Here is a 13,876-nt window from a genome sequence, read left to right on the forward strand (position 1 = left end):
TCACCTCCTACCGCCTAGATTAACGCTCAGATCACACGGAGCGCAGTTAATGGCAGCGGCGCCACGACCGCACGGCCGCCCAGACCAGCGAGTTCCAGAACAACACCGGCGCTGACAACCTCTGCTCCGGCGGTGCTCAAGAGCTTCACTGTCGCCGCGAGCGTGCCCCCGGTCGCCAGCACATCATCGATGATCGCCACGCGGTGGCCGGTCAGGTCCACCCCGTCAGCGGGAATCTCCAGCGCCGCGGTGCCGTACTCGAGTTCATAGGTCTGAGAATGCACCGGCGGCGGCAACTTTCCGGCCTTGCGTACCGCCAGGACGCCTACCCCGAGGCGAATCGCCACGGCCGCGCCGAGCAGGAAGCCCCGGGCGTCGATACCGGCGATGAGCGTGGCACCCGAGGCCGCCTGCGCCAACGCATCGGTGACCTGCGAGAGGCCATCGGCGTCGGCGAACAACGGCGTCAGATCCTTGAACTGGACCCCGGGCTCGGGGAAGTCGGCGACCTTCCGGGTCAGCCCGTCGATGAGCGCCGTCACGGCGTCGGCCGAAGTCACGCGGGCAACACCCAGCGGTCCATGTTCCAGCCGGTGCCCCACCGGGTGACGCTCGGGGTGGCGGCGTACATCGTCTTGGGTGCGATCAGTACGCGCGGCTGCCGGTACAGCGGCAGTGTCGGCAGGTCATTCCACAGAATCGCCGAAGCATCGGCGAGCAGCCTGCTCTGATCCCGGGCGTTGGTGGTCACCGCCAAGGCAGCGATGATGCCGTCGATCTGGCCGTTGGCATAGTTCGCCGGGTTCTTCCCCTCGCGGGAACGCAGGGCGTACGCATCCATGAGCCACGAACCCGTCGATCCACTTCCCGGGGCTCCGCCGATGGAGCTGAGCAGCGCATCAATCTGGTTGTTCCGCAACGACTGTGGGGTGATCTCGGGCGAGCTGACGTCCTGCACGGTGATTCCGGCGGGTTCGCAGGCCTGCGCCATGGCGGAGACGATGGCCGCGCGGCGCGGGTTGGGCGCCTGGTATCCCACCCGGACCGTCAGCGGACGATTGGCCGCGGCAGCGCGGGCCGCGACGGGGTCCGAACGCATGAACCGTCCCGCTTCGGCGGCGGCCTCGACCGAGGCGAACGAGTCCCCGATGCTGGTATCCAGTCGCGCATTCATCACCGGCACCCCGGCGATTCCCGCGATGGCATCGCGCGGAGTGCACAGTGCGATCGCCCGGCGCAGGTCGGGAGCTCCGACCGATCCCCCGGCGCCGAAGATGAGTTGTTCCACACCGGAACCGGGCTCCTCGGTACGCGCGAACCCGTCAGGCGCGGTGAGCGTCCCGGCTGATCCGGCAGCGACGTCGACAACCTCGAGATCACCGTCGGACAGCCGCTTTTGCACGTCGATCCCGCTGGGCCACACCGTGACCCGCTTGGTCACCGGCGGGCTCCCCCACCACTTGTCGTTGGCGACAAGCACAACCGAACCATCGTCGTTGTATCCGTCGAGCTTGTAGGGCCCTGACGAGGGGAACTTCGAGAGGTCCAGATCGGAGCCCAGATTCCACTGGTTGTTCCAGAACTCGGCGATCTTCTGCAGTGTCGGAACGTCATTGGCGGAGATGGCGCCGATCAGGTCCGCGCCCCCGCCGAGCTTGTCAGCGATCACATGCCACGGCAACATCGTGGTGGCGGCGAACAACTGGGTCCAGTCGGTGAAGGCTCGATCCGGCGCGAAGGTCACCCGGGCGGTCTTCTGCCCGGGCTTGCAATCCACCGTGGAGATGTCGGCGTATCCCGCCGTGCTTGCCGCATCGAAGTCGGGCAGCCTGCCGGATTGCGCGAACCAGGACAGCACCATGTCTTCACAGGTCACCGGCTTGCCGTCGGAGTAGACGGCCTTTTCGTTGATGGTGTAGTCGAGCACCAGCGGAATGCGGCCGACGACCTCGACGCTGCCGAAGTCGTGGTCAGCGATCACCTGGCCGTCAGGTCCGTGAAAGCCAAACCCGGTGAGCACTCGATTGAAGGCCTGTGCCCCCGCCGAGGCATTCCCCGCGACACTGTTGACGTTGTACGTCGTCAGGCGGCCATCGACGGCGTAGTCAAGCGTTTTCGCCGCCGAGGTCCAACACGAGGTCAGCAACCCCGCCGCCAGTAGCACCGTGGTCGCGATGGCGCCGATTCGAGCGATCCGTCTTGCCCCGGTCCGTGCTGGACTCCGTGAATCCATCAGTGCCGCCGTACGTTCCGCTTACCTTGAGGGCGGGCGCCGGGCCTGGGTTTCGCTGGTCGCACCGTGGTTGTCGAGGTGTCGGAGTTAGCCAATGCCGCTGCCTTGACCGTCTTGGTTCCCGAGCCGGTATCGGCCAGGGGCGCGGCGTCCGGCTTGCGGCGGCTCAGCACCTTCTTGGTGTGGCTCGCCACCAGCTCAGTGCGCTCACGCAATGCCACCAACAGCGGGGTCGCGAAGAAGATGGACGAATACGTGCCCACCAGGATGCCGACAAGCTGAACCAGCGCAAGGTCTTTCAGAGTGCCCACGCCCAGCAGCCAAATGGCCACCACGATGAGCGAGAGCACCGGGATCACCGAGATGAGGCTGGTGTTGATGGAGCGCATGAAGGTCTGGTTCACGGCCAGGTTGGCGTGCTCGGCGAAGGTACGCCGCGACGTGTGCTGGAATCCGTGCGTATTTTCCTCGACCTTGTCGAACACGATCACGGTGTCGTACAAGGAGAATCCGAGGATCGTGAGCAGACCGATCACCGTCGCCGGGGTGACCTCGAAGCCCACCAGCGAGTACACACCCGCGGTGACCAGCAGGTCGAATACCAGCGCGGCCAGTGCGGCGATGGCCATGTAGCGCTCGTAACGTACGGCAATGTAGATACCGGACAGCACCAGGAACACACCCAGCGCCCACAGCGCCTTGTTGGTGATCTGTCCGCCCCAGGTTTCCGATACCGCCGAATCGCTGATGGCGTTGATGGACGGCTTGCCGTCAGATCCCTTGGGCGCGAACCGATCGAAGAGCGCCTTGTGGAGCTTCGTCGATTCCTCGTTGTCGAGTGTCTCGGTGCGAATCTGAATCGAGGCCGAGTCACCGGTTCCCGTGACGACGATCGATTCGGCATCGCGGCCCAGTGTTTGGCTGAAGACGTCCTCGGTCTGCTGGACGGTGGCCTGGCCCTTCGGGAACGACACCTTGGTGCCGCCCTCGAAGTCGATACCGAAGACGAATCCCTTGATCGCGATCGACAAGATCGCGACCACCATGAACGCGCCACTGATCGCGAACCACAGGGTGCGCTTGCCGACGACGTCGACGGCACCGGTTCCGGTGTACAGCCGATAGAAGAACCCGTGTTCTGGTGCCGCAGTGGTGGTTTCCACCGCGCTGGACTTGGCGTCCGTCGCGGTGGCCTTGTCCGTGCCGTCCACGACGTCCTTTTCGGTCCCGTTGCCGTTGCTCACGGTGTCGTTGCTGGTGCTCATGCGTGTGCCGCCGCCTTACGTTCGCGGGCAATCTGCTGGACCGCGCCGAGCCCGTTGTACACGGGCTTGGACAGGGTCGCGGACTTGGAGGACAGGTAGACAAGCGGCCACGTCACCAGGAACACCACCACGACGTCCAGGATGGTGGTGAGGCCCAGGGTGAACGCGAAGCCCTTCACCTGCCCGATGGCCAGGGCGTAGAGCACCACGGCGGCCAGCAGGGTCACCGCGTTACCCGACAGGATCGTCTTACGGGCACGAGCCCAACCGCGCGGCACCGCCGAACGGTAGGAACGGCCTTCTCGTATCTCATCTTTGATGCGCTCGAAGAACACCACGAAGGAGTCCGCGGTGGTGCCGATGCCGATGATCAAACCGGCGATGCCGGCCAGGTCCAGGGTGTACGAGATGTACCGGCCCAGCAGGACCAGGATGGCGAACACCATGGCGCCGGAGGCGACCAGGGACAGCGCGGTCAGGATGCCGAGCACGCGGTAATAGATCAGTGAGTACAGCAGCACAATCGCCAACCCGATGGCGCCCGCGATCAGACCGGCCTTGAGCGAGGTCAATCCGAGTGTGGCTGAAACGGTTTCGGCATCGGAGGATTCAAACGACAGTGGCAGTGAACCGTACTTGAGCGCCGCGGCGAGCTGCTTGGCCGAGTCCGACGTGAACTGCCCGCTGATTTCGGTCTTGCCGCCCGGGATGGGTTCGCGGATGGCCGGAGCGCTGATCACCTTGGAGTCCAACGTGAATGCCGTTTGGGTGCCCTGCTGCCAATGCGCAGAGGTGTAGTCCGCCCAGACCTTCGCGCCGGTCGGCTTGAATTCCATGCTCACCACATAGATACCGCGCTGCTGGTCGAGTCCGGAACTGGCGTCCTTGATCTCTTCCCCGCTGATGATCGACTTGTCCAGCAGGTAGGCGGCCTTGCCACCCTGGCTGTCGTCACCGCAGGTGACCAACGGAAGGTTCGGATCGTCGTTGCCCGCGAGCGGGTCATCGGGGTCGAAGCAGCGCGAGGACTGAACCTGCAGGGCCAGCATCTGGATCCGCGGATCCTCGCTCTGCCTGATCTGCTTCTCGAAGTCGATCAGTTGCTTGCGTTCCTCGCCGCTACCCGGCTTGGGCGGCAGATCGGCGGGCGGAGCCGCCGGAGACGTTGTGGCATTCGGCGTCGCGGGCTGCGTCGCCGGTGCTGGCGGCGGAGGTGGCGGCATCGTGGTGGTTTGCGCCGGATACGGACGAGGCTGCGGTTTCGGTGAAGGCGCCGCGGGTGCGGGCTTGCCACCGCCGGGCTCCGGTGGTGTCGCCTCCTGGCCGGCGCCGCCCGGCTGACCGCCCTGTGGGGCCCCGGGCTGGGGATTCTCCCTGGGCTGCGCCGGCACCATCTGAATGACGGGCCGGATGTAGAGCTTGGCGGTCTGACCGAGGTTGCGGGCCTCGCTGCCGTCGTTACCCGGCACGGTGATGACGAGGTTGTCGCCATCGATGATGACCTCGGACCCGGAGACGCCGAGTCCGTTGACGCGCGCATTGATGATCTGCTGCGCCTGCGTCAGTGCTTCCTTGGTCGGCTTGGAACCGTCAGGGGTGCGCGCCGTCAGCGTGACGCGGGTTCCACCCTGCAGGTCGATACCGAGCTTGGGTTTGGCGTGCTTGTCGCCGGTCAGGAACACCAGCAGGTAAGCGCCAATCAGCAACACCAGGAAGGCAGCTAGATAACGCGCGGGGTGCACAGGGGCCGATGGCGAGGCCACGTGTCCGGTCTCCTTGCTTGTCGAGGGCGGGTCGGGAGGCTTTCAGGGGTGAGTAACGGCGGAGCCGTTACTCCTTGGCCAGCTCGACCCCGGAGCTCTCGACGTCGCGCGATGCCTCGCCAGCGGTGTCATCGGCGTCCTCGGCCTCATCGACGATCTTGTCGCGGATTGCGAGCTTCATCCAGCGCGTCACGACACCCGGCGCGATCTCCAGGTCCACGGTGTCGTCAGTGACGGCGGCGATGGTGCCCTGCAGGCCGGAGGTGGTGTGCACCCGGTCACCGATCGCCAGGGACTCGTGAAGCTCGATGGTGGCGTCCAGAGCTTTGCGCTGCCGCCGGTTCGCGAAGAAGAGGAACGCGCCCATAACGAGGATGAGCGGCAAAAAGACGATGATCGATTCCATGGCGGCTTTCGGGATTCTTTCCGTTGGGTCTTCACGAGGTCAGGCAGGGTCTGCGTGAAACAAGCACGCGACAAGTCACCAGTGTGCCATCCGACTCTGTGGAATTGACGCGAACCCCGGACCTGCGCGTCCTGGACTCAAGCGTCCTCTCAATCGAACAGCCCGGCCTGCCCCAGCACTTGCGGCGGCGGGGTGAGACCCAGATGCGTCCACGCCAACGCCGTGGCCACCCGCCCGCGCGGCGTTCGCGCGAGCATCCCGGCGCGCACCAGGAACGGCTCGCATACCTCTTCGACGGTGGTCGACTCCTCCCCGACGGCCACCGCCAAGGTCGACAGCCCCACCGGCCCGCCGCCGAAGCTGCGGGTCAGCGCGGAAAGCACCGCCCGGTCCAGGCGATCCAGCCCGAGTTCGTCCACGTCGTAGACCTCTAGAGCGGACTTCGCAACGTCCACGGTGATGACGCCGTCGGCACGCACTTCCGCATAGTCACGGACCCGGCGCAACAATCGGTTGGCGATGCGCGGGGTGCCGCGCGAACGCCGGGCAATCTCCACGCCCGCGTCGGCTCCCAGCTCAATGCCGAGGATTCCGGCCGATCGGGCGAGCACGAGTTCGAGCTCTTCGGACTCGTAGAAGTCCATGTGCGCCGTGAATCCGAAGCGATCACGTAGCGGCCCGGTCAGCGACCCCGAACGGGTTGTCGCGCCGACCAACGTGAAGGGCGCCACCTCCAGGGGGATGGACGTCGCACCGGGGCCCTTGCCAACGACGATGTCGACCCGGAAGTCCTCCATGGCCAGGTACAGCATTTCCTCGGCGGGCCGGGCGATGCGGTGAATCTCGTCGATGAAGAGCACATCGTTTTCGACCAGATTGCTCAGCATCGCCGCTAGGTCACCCGCCCGCTCCAGCGCCGGGCCCGAGGTCACCCGCAGCGAAGAGCCCAGCTCGGCGGCGATGATCATCGCCAGCGAGGTCTTCCCCAGCCCAGGCGGTCCGGACAGCAGGATGTGATCGGGAGTACCGCCGCGATTTTTCGCACCGGACAGCACCAGATCCAGCTGCTCACGCACCCGCGGCTGGCCGATGAACTCCCGCAGCGACTTGGGCCGAAGTCCGGCGTCGATATCGTTCTCCCCGACGGTGAGCGCACCAGACATCTCGGGACCGGCATCGAAGTCGTCCTCCGCGCCATCAAACTCGTCGAAGCGGCTCATCGTGTCTTACCCAGCAACGTCAGCGCCGACCGCAGCACGGTCGAGGTGTCTCCCTCGGAATTGTCTTGAGCCAGAACGGTATCGGTGGCCTGTTCGGCTTGTTTGGCGGCGAATCCGAGGCCGATGAGGGCCTCGACGACCTGGGTGCGCACCAACGATGCGGTACCCCGGCCCAGCTCGGTGGTGCCACCGGGAGCCGCCGCCACCTTCTCGCGCAGCTCCAGCACCATGCGCTCGGCGCCACGCTTGCCGATCCCCGGCACCCGGGTCAGCGCATTGACATCACCATCGGCCAGCGCCTGGCGCAGGGCCGACGCGTCGTAGACCGCGAGCGTGGCCATCGCGATCTTGGGCCCCACGCCGGAGACACCGAGCAGCGTCAGGAACAGGTCGCGGGCATCTGTATCTGTGAAGCCGTACAACGTCATCGAGTCCTCGCGCACGATCATCGCCGTGATCAGCCGCACCTGGGCGCCGCGCCGAAGCGTCGACAGCGTGGCCGGGGTGGCGTTGACGCGGTATCCGACTCCGGCGGCCTCGATCACCACATGATCGAGCGCGATGTCGATGACCTCGCCATTGACCGAAGCAATCATCGGGCTACCGCCTTCATCCGGGCCGCGAAGGCTTTCCGCTGCTCTTCGGCGGCGGCCTCCGCTTTCGCCATTCTCGCCAGCATGGGCGCACGCCAGCAGTGACAGATTGCCAGGGCCAGGGCGTCGGCCGCGTCGGCGGGCTTCGGCGCCGTCTGCAACTGCAGGATGCGCGTGATCATTGCGGTCACCTGGGATTTATCTGCCCGGCCATTGCCGGTGACGGCCGCCTTGACCTCCGACGGGGTATGGAAATACACCTCGATGCCTCGCTTCGCGGCACTGAGCGCGACTATTCCGCCTGCTTGGGCGGTACCCATCACGGTCGACACGTTCTGCTGAGCGAAGACGCGCTCGATGGCCACCACGTCGGGGCGGTGGGTGTCCATCCAATGCTCGACGACCTCACTGATCGCCAAAAGCCGTTGCGGCAGAGGCTGATTGGCCGGAGTGCGCACGACGTCGACATCCAGGGCCACCACCTTGCGACCCGAGGAGGCCTCGACCATGGACAGACCACACCGGGTGAGCCCCGGGTCGACTCCCATCACTCGCACGCGCCAGCCCTCTCGCCGTAGAACAGTTGTTCGATAGCATATCGAGAGAGATCACCCATTCGGCATAGCAACACGCGAGGGCTCTGCAAATGTCAACATCCGTTGGCCTAAGCTCAGCGCATGTCTACCGAACCTCGGCGATCGGACGCCACTCGCGCGGCCATCCTCGAGGCCGCCCAGGAACACTTCGCGGGCGTCGGCTACGAGAAGGCAACCATACGGGCCATCGCCGCAACTGCGGGCATCGACCCGTCCCTGGTCATGCGCTACTACGGCAACAAGGCCAAACTGTTCACCGCCGCGGCCAACTTCGACATACATTTTCCCGAAGAACTAGCCGAGATTCCGCGTGATCAACTCGGAGCGAGCTTGGTCCAGCACTTCCTTACCCAATGGGAAGCCGACGACACCATGGTCGCGTTGCTACGGGCCGCGGTGTCCCACGAGTCCGCACGGGCGCGCATGGAGGAGATTTTCAGCTGCCAGATGGTTCCGGTCATCGAGTCATTGACTGCGGATCGGGCCATGGAACGCGCGGCGCTGATCGGTACCCAAATGATCGGCCTAGCGATGTGCCGTTACGTCATCCGGCTCGGCAACGTACCCGCGATGACGCACGAACAGATCATCGAACTCATCGCGCCGACCATCCAGGCTTACCTGGATTGCGACTGCGATTGCGAGGCGCCTTAACGCGCGCTCTCGGGCTGCGTCCACGGGCTCAGCCGTGGCACCCACCGCGGTACGTGCTGTGCGTACTCCGCATAGTCGCGGCCGAACCGCCGCAGCAGGCCGCGCTCTTCGACCAGCGGGAAGTAGATCGCGTTGACGGCCACGAAAACGGCCGCGTAGATCAGCAATCCCATGGAGTTCACCGCCAACGCCTCACCCAGCAGGATGGCGATGACGCCGGTGATCATGGGGTTGCGCGTGTGGCGGTACGGGCCAAGCACGACGAGACGTACCGGAGGATCGAAGGGCGCCAGGGAGCCCTTGCCGGTCTGATGGAAGAGCATGACGGTGCGCGTCACCAGGAACAGGCCGGCGGCCACCAGCAAGGTCCCGATCACCGTCGCCGTCATCGACATCTGATCCGACATCCACGACGGCACCTGCATGCCGGATCCGTAGAGGATCACCAACGGGATCAGAACCGTCACGGTGACCGGCAGCGCGAGAACCGCGCGCGCAGTGCGCCACAGGGTTGTCGTTTCAGGCGCCGGGGCGACTGCTTGTATGGCCATGACGGGCCTCCCCTCACTCGTGGATGTCCTATATGTACGCCTGCTTGACATTCAAGTCAACAGATGTTGACCAACAGTTGTTGACGTCACAGTAACGCCGTCCAGTGAGGTTTGATTCCCGGCCATCGGCACGATTCGGGCCCGCCGTCTGGGTCCGATTACTGTCGTCGGAGTGTCTGTCGGAAAACTGCCCAGCGAGAAAACGGTTCAGTGGTGGCCTCCCCTCGGCGTGATCTTGATGCTGATACTCGGGTTCTCCGTGGGGAAAGGCTCAACGCCGTTCGACAGGTGGTTTTTCGATGCGACCCAGGTCGCGTTCGGGGTGCAGCCACGCTGGCTGCTGTTCTTCACCGATTGGGTGTTCCTGGTTCCGGTGCTCGTGGTGTGCATCGGGTTCGAGCTGTATCGGCGGCGTTGGCGGGTCGCGACAGTTGTCCTCGTCTGCCCCTTCATCGCGAACTGGACCACCCAGGCCACCAAGATGCTCGTCGGGCGCGAGAAGGGCGGATACCTCGCGTATCCCAGCGGCCACACCACTTTCGTGGTGGCCGTGACGGGGATGCTGGTGCTGGTCGCCGGCGGAGCCCTCTGGGCATACATCGCGGCCGCGATTGTCAGCATGCTCGGACTACTCGGGCAGGTCGCCTGCGGGTATCACTACTTCACCGACACCATCGGTGCCGTCCTGGTCACCACCGCGGTCGTGACCCTGGCGTTCTGGGCTGCAGGTCAGTCTTCGTCGAGCGCGGCGAGCACCTCGTCGGACAAATCCACGTTGGTGTAGACGTTCTGCACGTCGTCGCTGTCTTCCAGCGCGTCGACCAGTTTGAACACCTTGCGGGCGGTATCGACATCGACCGGCACGCTCATCGACGGCTGGAAGCTGGCCTCCGCCGACTCGTAGTCGATCCCCGCCTCTTGCAGTGACTGACGGACCGCGATCAAGTCGGTGGGCTCGGAGATGACTTCGAAGGTATCGCCCAGGTCGTTGACCTCCTCGGCGCCCGCCTCCAGCACGGCCGTGAGCACGTCGTCCTCGGACAGACCGTTCTTCTCCAGCGTCACAACACCCTTGCGGGAGAACAGGTACGACACCGATCCCGGATCGGCCATGCTGCCACCGTTGCGAGTCATCGCGACCCGAACCTCACCGGCAGCGCGGTTGCGGTTGTCACTCAGGCACTCGATAAGCACCGCGACGCCGTTGGGGCCATAGCCCTCGTACATGATGGTCTGCCAGTCGGCACCGCCAGCCTCTTCGCCGGCGCCGCGCTTGCGGGCCCGCTCGATGTTGTCGTTGGGTACCGAGGTCTTCTTGGCCTTCTGGATGGCGTCGTAGAGCGTCGGGTTACCAGACGGATCACCGCCGCCGGTACGCGCGGCGACCTCGATATTCTTGATCAGCTTGGCGAACTCTTTGCCACGGCGCGCGTCTTTGACGGCCTTCTGATGCTTGGTGGTGGCCCACTTGGAATGGCCGCTCATGTACCCCTGTACTACTTTCTCTAGGTTCTGTCGCACTTCTGCGCTGCCCGAGTGTACTCGCGCACCTAGGGTGAATCACATGACTGTCCTGGTAGCCGACCCGATTGTCGACACCGTCCTGGACCGATACGCGTCAACCATCGGAGACAGCCTCACCGATTACCGCAATCACCTGTACCGGGGCATGAACTACCAGCTCCGCCTTCTCGGCATGACCCAGGCTCCGCCGGAGATCGCGCTGGCGTGGGCGACACACGATATCGGCATCTGGACGGCGGGGACCTGGGACTATCTGGATCCCTCGGTGGCACTGGCCGAGCAGCTGGCACCGGAGTTCGGTATCACCGACATCGATCGTCTCAAGGCAATGGTGGCCGACCACCACAAGCTCAGGTCGGCCGACGATCTGTGGGTCGAGACCTTCCGGCTGGGCGATCGGATCGACGCTTTCCGAGGCCTGTACGCCTGGACCGGACTGGAACGTGCCGATGTGCGCGAGGTGGTCGAGGCACTCCCCTACGGCGGTTTTCACGGGTTTTTATTGCGAACCGCCGGAAAGTGGACGCTCAAGCACCCGTCACGCCCGATGCCCATGCTGCGCTGGTAACCACCGCGTCGAGCGCATACCGCACGCCGAGAAATCGGGCGATACAGCTGCGCCTGGTATGCGCTCGGCGTCAGGCCTCGCGCACCATGTCGACGAACAGCTGGTGCACTCGCCGGTCCCCGGTGACCTCAGGGTGAAACGACGTCGCCAACGCGCTGCCCTGGCGCACCGCGACCGGATGCCCCTGCGCGGTGGCCAGCACCTCGACATCGCTGCCGACCCGCTCCACCCACGGCGCCCTGATGAACACTGCGTGCAGCCCACCATCGAGCCCCACGAAATCCAGATCACCCTCGAATGAGTCCACCTGGCGACCGAACGCATTGCGCCGCACCGTCATATCGATCGCGCCCAGCGCCACCGCATCCGGACGGGTATCGAGTATCTCGCTGGCCAACAGGATCATGCCCGCGCAGGACCCGTAAACCGGCAGACCACCACGCAGACGCTCGGTGAGCGGGTCCAGCAGTTCGAACACGCGCAGCAAGTTGCTCATGGTGGTCGACTCCCCTCCGGGAATGACCAGCCCGTCTATCTTCGAGAGTTCCTCGGGACGGCGCACGCCAAGCGCGTCCGCACCCGAATCTTCCAGAGCAGCAACATGTTCCCTGACGTCACCCTGTAATGCCAGCACGCCGATCAACGGGCTCACGCCATGTTCCCCTTGGCGATCGACGCCTCGTCGGGGTTGCGCTCGTACCGGGTCAGCCCCTCCTGCACCACCGCCGCGACCATCCGGCCCTCGCGATCGAAAATCCGGCCCTGAGTCAGCGCGCGTCCGTATCCGGCCGACGGCGAGGTCTCGTCGTACAGCAGCCATTCATCGGCACGGAACGGACGCAGGAACCACAGCGCGTGATCCAGGGACGCGGTCTGCAGCACCGCGTCGCGGTGCGGCACCTTGGAAGAACTCAGCAGCGTCAGATCGCTCATGTAGGCCAGCGCGCAAATGTGCAGCACCGGATCGTCGGGAAGCTGCTTGCGGCAGCGGAACCACACCCGCTGCTGCGCGGCCAACCGCGGGTTCCGGTCCATCAGCTCGTCGGGGACGATCCGGATGTCCCATTCGGCGAACTGCCGGAAGAGGTCGTGGCTGAACGACCCCTCCGCGTCCTGCACATCGGGCAGGTCCTCGGGCGCCGGGACGGGCGGCATCAGATCCTGATGTTCAATGCCGGTGTCCAGCGTCTGGAAAGAGGCCGACATGCTGAAGATCGCCTGCCCGTCCTGGATCGCGGTGACCCGGCGGGTGCTGAACGAGCGGCCGTCGCGTACCCGATCAACGAGAAACACAGTGGGCTCGTTGGGATTTCCGGGCCGCAGGAAGTATCCGTGCAGGGAATGCACCAGGTACTGAGGCTCGACGGTGCGGACGGCCGAGACCAACGATTGCCCCGCAACCTGGCCACCGAAGGTGCGGCGCAGGCTGCTCGGGGTCACGTTGCCTCGGAAGATGTCCTTTTCGAGCTGCTCGAGCGTCAGGATCTCTTCGATATCGGCCATCAGATGGTTTTACCAGCCGCGCTCGGCGAGCCGATGCGGCTGCGCGATGTCCTCCACATTGATGCCGACCATCGCTTCACCCAGTCCGCGCGACACCTTGGCCAGCACGTCCGGGTCGTCGTAGAAGGTGGTGGCCTTCACGATCGCCGCGGCGCGCTGCTCGGGGTTGCCGGACTTGAAAATTCCCGATCCGACGAACACACCCTCGGCGCCCAGCTGCATCATCATCGCGGCATCGGCCGGGGTGGCGATGCCACCGGCGGTGAACAGCGTGACCGGCAGCTTGCCGGCGCGCGCGACCTCGACCACAAGGTCATACGGTGCCTGCAGTTCCTTTGCGGCAACGTACAACTCATCCTCGGAGAGCGAAGTGAGCCGACGAATCTCGCCACCGATCTTGCGCATGTGCGTCGTCGCGTTGGACACGTCGCCGGTACCGGCCTCACCCTTGGAACGGATCATGGCCGCACCCTCGGTGATGCGGCGCAGCGCCTCGCCCAGGTTGGTGGCACCGCACACGAACGGCACGGTGAACTTCCACTTGTCGATGTGGTTGGTGTAGTCGGCCGGGGTCAGCACCTCCGACTCGTCGATGTAGTCCACGCCCAGGCTCTGCAGGATCTGCGCCTCGACGAAGTGCCCGATGCGGGCCTTGGCCATGACGGGAATGCTGACAGTGCTGATGATGCCGTCGATCATGTCCGGGTCGCTCATGCGGGACACGCCGCCCTGCGCGCGAATGTCCGCGGGTACGCGCTCCAGCGCCATGACAGCGACAGCACCGGCGTCTTCGGCGATCTTCGCCTGTTCCGGCGTAACGACGTCCATGATGACGCCGCCCTTGAGCATCTCGGCCATGCCGCGCTTGACGCGCGCAGTGCCGGTTCCGGTCTCGGGGGACGTTCCGTTGGTCGTGCTAGTCAACTGAGGGCTCCTGGATGTCGGTTTCTGGCACCAGTCTAATGCGGCCACACCAGCGATTTTGTCCCGGGAGGTGCGG

Annotated in this window: 15 protein-coding genes and 1 pseudogene; 3 read left to right on the plus strand and 13 right to left on the minus strand. The window is 65.1% G+C overall.

Annotation, left to right across the window (positions count from 1 at the left end; translation table 11 throughout):
* Window positions 1-26: 26 nt before the first annotated feature.
* The 8 genes from AOT87_RS07135 to ruvC form a co-directional block, all read right to left on the minus strand.
* A complete protein-coding gene (locus AOT87_RS07135) occupies window positions 27-560 on the minus strand; it encodes an adenine phosphoribosyltransferase (protein WP_057966938.1) in 534 nt (177 codons plus the stop codon).
* The gene (locus AOT87_RS07140) at window positions 557-2,233 is read right to left on the minus strand and encodes an ABC transporter substrate-binding protein (protein ID WP_057966937.1); all 1,677 of its coding nucleotides are present in this window, start codon (window positions 2,231-2,233) and stop codon (window positions 557-559) included. Before AOT87_RS07140 ends, AOT87_RS07135 begins: the two co-directional genes overlap by 4 nt.
* The gene (secF, locus tag AOT87_RS07145) at window positions 2,233-3,477 is read right to left on the minus strand and encodes a protein translocase subunit SecF (RefSeq protein WP_057966946.1); all 1,245 of its coding nucleotides are present in this window, start codon (window positions 3,475-3,477) and stop codon (window positions 2,233-2,235) included. The genes AOT87_RS07140 and secF overlap by 1 nt, the downstream gene beginning before the upstream one ends.
* 17 nt (window positions 3,478-3,494) lie before the next feature.
* The gene (secD, locus tag AOT87_RS07150) at window positions 3,495-5,261 is read right to left on the minus strand and encodes a protein translocase subunit SecD (RefSeq protein WP_057966936.1); all 1,767 of its coding nucleotides are present in this window, start codon (window positions 5,259-5,261) and stop codon (window positions 3,495-3,497) included.
* A gap of 67 nt (window positions 5,262-5,328) precedes the next feature.
* Window positions 5,329-5,667, minus strand: a complete 339-nt coding sequence (gene yajC / locus AOT87_RS07155; RefSeq protein WP_057966935.1) for a preprotein translocase subunit YajC — start codon at window positions 5,665-5,667, stop codon at window positions 5,329-5,331.
* Window positions 5,668-5,816: 149 nt separating this feature from the next.
* Complete coding sequence (gene ruvB / locus AOT87_RS07160; RefSeq protein ID WP_044103942.1) at window positions 5,817-6,887, minus strand: Holliday junction branch migration DNA helicase RuvB; 1,071 nt, start codon at window positions 6,885-6,887, stop codon at window positions 5,817-5,819.
* On the minus strand, window positions 6,884-7,483 hold the full coding sequence (gene ruvA / locus AOT87_RS07165) for a Holliday junction branch migration protein RuvA (RefSeq protein WP_046253950.1): 600 nt from the start codon (window positions 7,481-7,483) through the stop codon (window positions 6,884-6,886). Before ruvA ends, ruvB begins: the two co-directional genes overlap by 4 nt.
* Window positions 7,480-8,037 (minus strand): crossover junction endodeoxyribonuclease RuvC, encoded by a 558-nt coding sequence (gene ruvC / locus AOT87_RS07170; protein ID WP_044103943.1) that lies wholly within the window; start codon window positions 8,035-8,037, stop codon window positions 7,480-7,482. Before ruvC ends, ruvA begins: the two co-directional genes overlap by 4 nt.
* Window positions 8,038-8,157: 120 nt before the next feature.
* Between ruvC and AOT87_RS07175 the strand changes: the two genes are divergently transcribed.
* Complete coding sequence (locus AOT87_RS07175) at window positions 8,158-8,730, plus strand: TetR family transcriptional regulator (protein ID WP_030093615.1); 573 nt, start codon at window positions 8,158-8,160, stop codon at window positions 8,728-8,730.
* A gap of 89 nt (window positions 8,731-8,819) precedes the next feature.
* On the opposite strand, the pseudogene AOT87_RS07180 reads toward AOT87_RS07175, so the two are convergent.
* Window positions 8,820-9,281 (minus strand): annotated as a pseudogene (locus tag AOT87_RS07180) (methyltransferase); the annotation flags it as partial.
* Window positions 9,282-9,453: 172 nt separating this feature from the next.
* On the opposite strand from AOT87_RS07180, the gene AOT87_RS07185 reads away from it, so the two are divergent.
* Window positions 9,454-10,065: a phosphatase PAP2 family protein gene (locus AOT87_RS07185; RefSeq protein WP_109398735.1), complete on the plus strand. Its 612-nt coding sequence runs from the start codon at window positions 9,454-9,456 to the stop codon at window positions 10,063-10,065.
* Here AOT87_RS07185 and AOT87_RS07190 read toward each other — a convergent pair.
* The gene (locus tag AOT87_RS07190) at window positions 10,011-10,766 is read right to left on the minus strand and encodes a YebC/PmpR family DNA-binding transcriptional regulator (protein ID WP_057966933.1); all 756 of its coding nucleotides are present in this window, start codon (window positions 10,764-10,766) and stop codon (window positions 10,011-10,013) included. The two genes, AOT87_RS07185 and AOT87_RS07190, sit on opposite strands and share 55 nt — an antisense overlap.
* 79 nt (window positions 10,767-10,845) lie before the next feature.
* Between AOT87_RS07190 and AOT87_RS07195 the strand changes: the two genes are divergently transcribed.
* On the plus strand, window positions 10,846-11,373 hold the full coding sequence (locus AOT87_RS07195) for a hypothetical protein (RefSeq protein WP_057966932.1): 528 nt from the start codon (window positions 10,846-10,848) through the stop codon (window positions 11,371-11,373).
* Between the two features lie 70 nt (window positions 11,374-11,443).
* Here the strand turns inward: AOT87_RS07195 and pdxT are convergent, their stop codons facing one another.
* Genes pdxT through pdxS form a run of 3 tightly spaced genes read right to left on the minus strand, consistent with a single transcriptional unit; the run spans window position 11,444 to window position 13,800 of the window.
* The gene (gene pdxT / locus AOT87_RS07200) at window positions 11,444-12,013 is read right to left on the minus strand and encodes a pyridoxal 5'-phosphate synthase glutaminase subunit PdxT (RefSeq protein ID WP_057966047.1); all 570 of its coding nucleotides are present in this window, start codon (window positions 12,011-12,013) and stop codon (window positions 11,444-11,446) included.
* Between the two features lie 8 nt (window positions 12,014-12,021).
* Window positions 12,022-12,876 (minus strand): acyl-CoA thioesterase II, encoded by an 855-nt coding sequence (locus tag AOT87_RS07205; protein ID WP_030093621.1) that lies wholly within the window; start codon window positions 12,874-12,876, stop codon window positions 12,022-12,024.
* 9 nt (window positions 12,877-12,885) lie between these two features.
* Complete coding sequence (pdxS, locus tag AOT87_RS07210) at window positions 12,886-13,800, minus strand: pyridoxal 5'-phosphate synthase lyase subunit PdxS (RefSeq protein WP_030093622.1); 915 nt, start codon at window positions 13,798-13,800, stop codon at window positions 12,886-12,888.
* Window positions 13,801-13,876 lie beyond the last annotated feature (76 nt).

This window comes from Mycobacteroides sp. H003 (genome assembly GCF_001440135.1).
In the GTDB taxonomy this organism is placed as follows: domain Bacteria; phylum Actinomycetota; class Actinomycetes; order Mycobacteriales; family Mycobacteriaceae; genus Mycobacterium; species Mycobacterium gwanakae.

Coding starts and splice junctions, on each gene's coding strand:
- AOT87_RS07190 (WP_057966933.1), bottom strand. CDS start 10,766: ATGAGCGGCCATTCCAAGTGGGCCACCACCAAGCATCAGAAGGCCGTC.
- AOT87_RS07175 (WP_030093615.1), top strand. CDS start 8,158: ATGTCTACCGAACCTCGGCGATCGGACGCCACTCGCGCGGCCATCCTC.
- ruvA (WP_046253950.1), bottom strand. CDS start 7,483: ATGATTGCTTCGGTCAATGGCGAGGTCATCGACATCGCGCTCGATCAT.
- AOT87_RS07205 (WP_030093621.1), bottom strand. CDS start 12,876: ATGGCCGATATCGAAGAGATCCTGACGCTCGAGCAGCTCGAAAAGGAC.
- ruvB (WP_044103942.1), bottom strand. CDS start 6,887: ATGAGCCGCTTCGACGAGTTTGATGGCGCGGAGGACGACTTCGATGCC.
- yajC (WP_057966935.1), bottom strand. CDS start 5,667: ATGGAATCGATCATCGTCTTTTTGCCGCTCATCCTCGTTATGGGCGCG.
- AOT87_RS07140 (WP_057966937.1), bottom strand. CDS start 2,233: ATGGATTCACGGAGTCCAGCACGGACCGGGGCAAGACGGATCGCTCGA.
- AOT87_RS07195 (WP_057966932.1), top strand. CDS start 10,846: ATGACTGTCCTGGTAGCCGACCCGATTGTCGACACCGTCCTGGACCGA.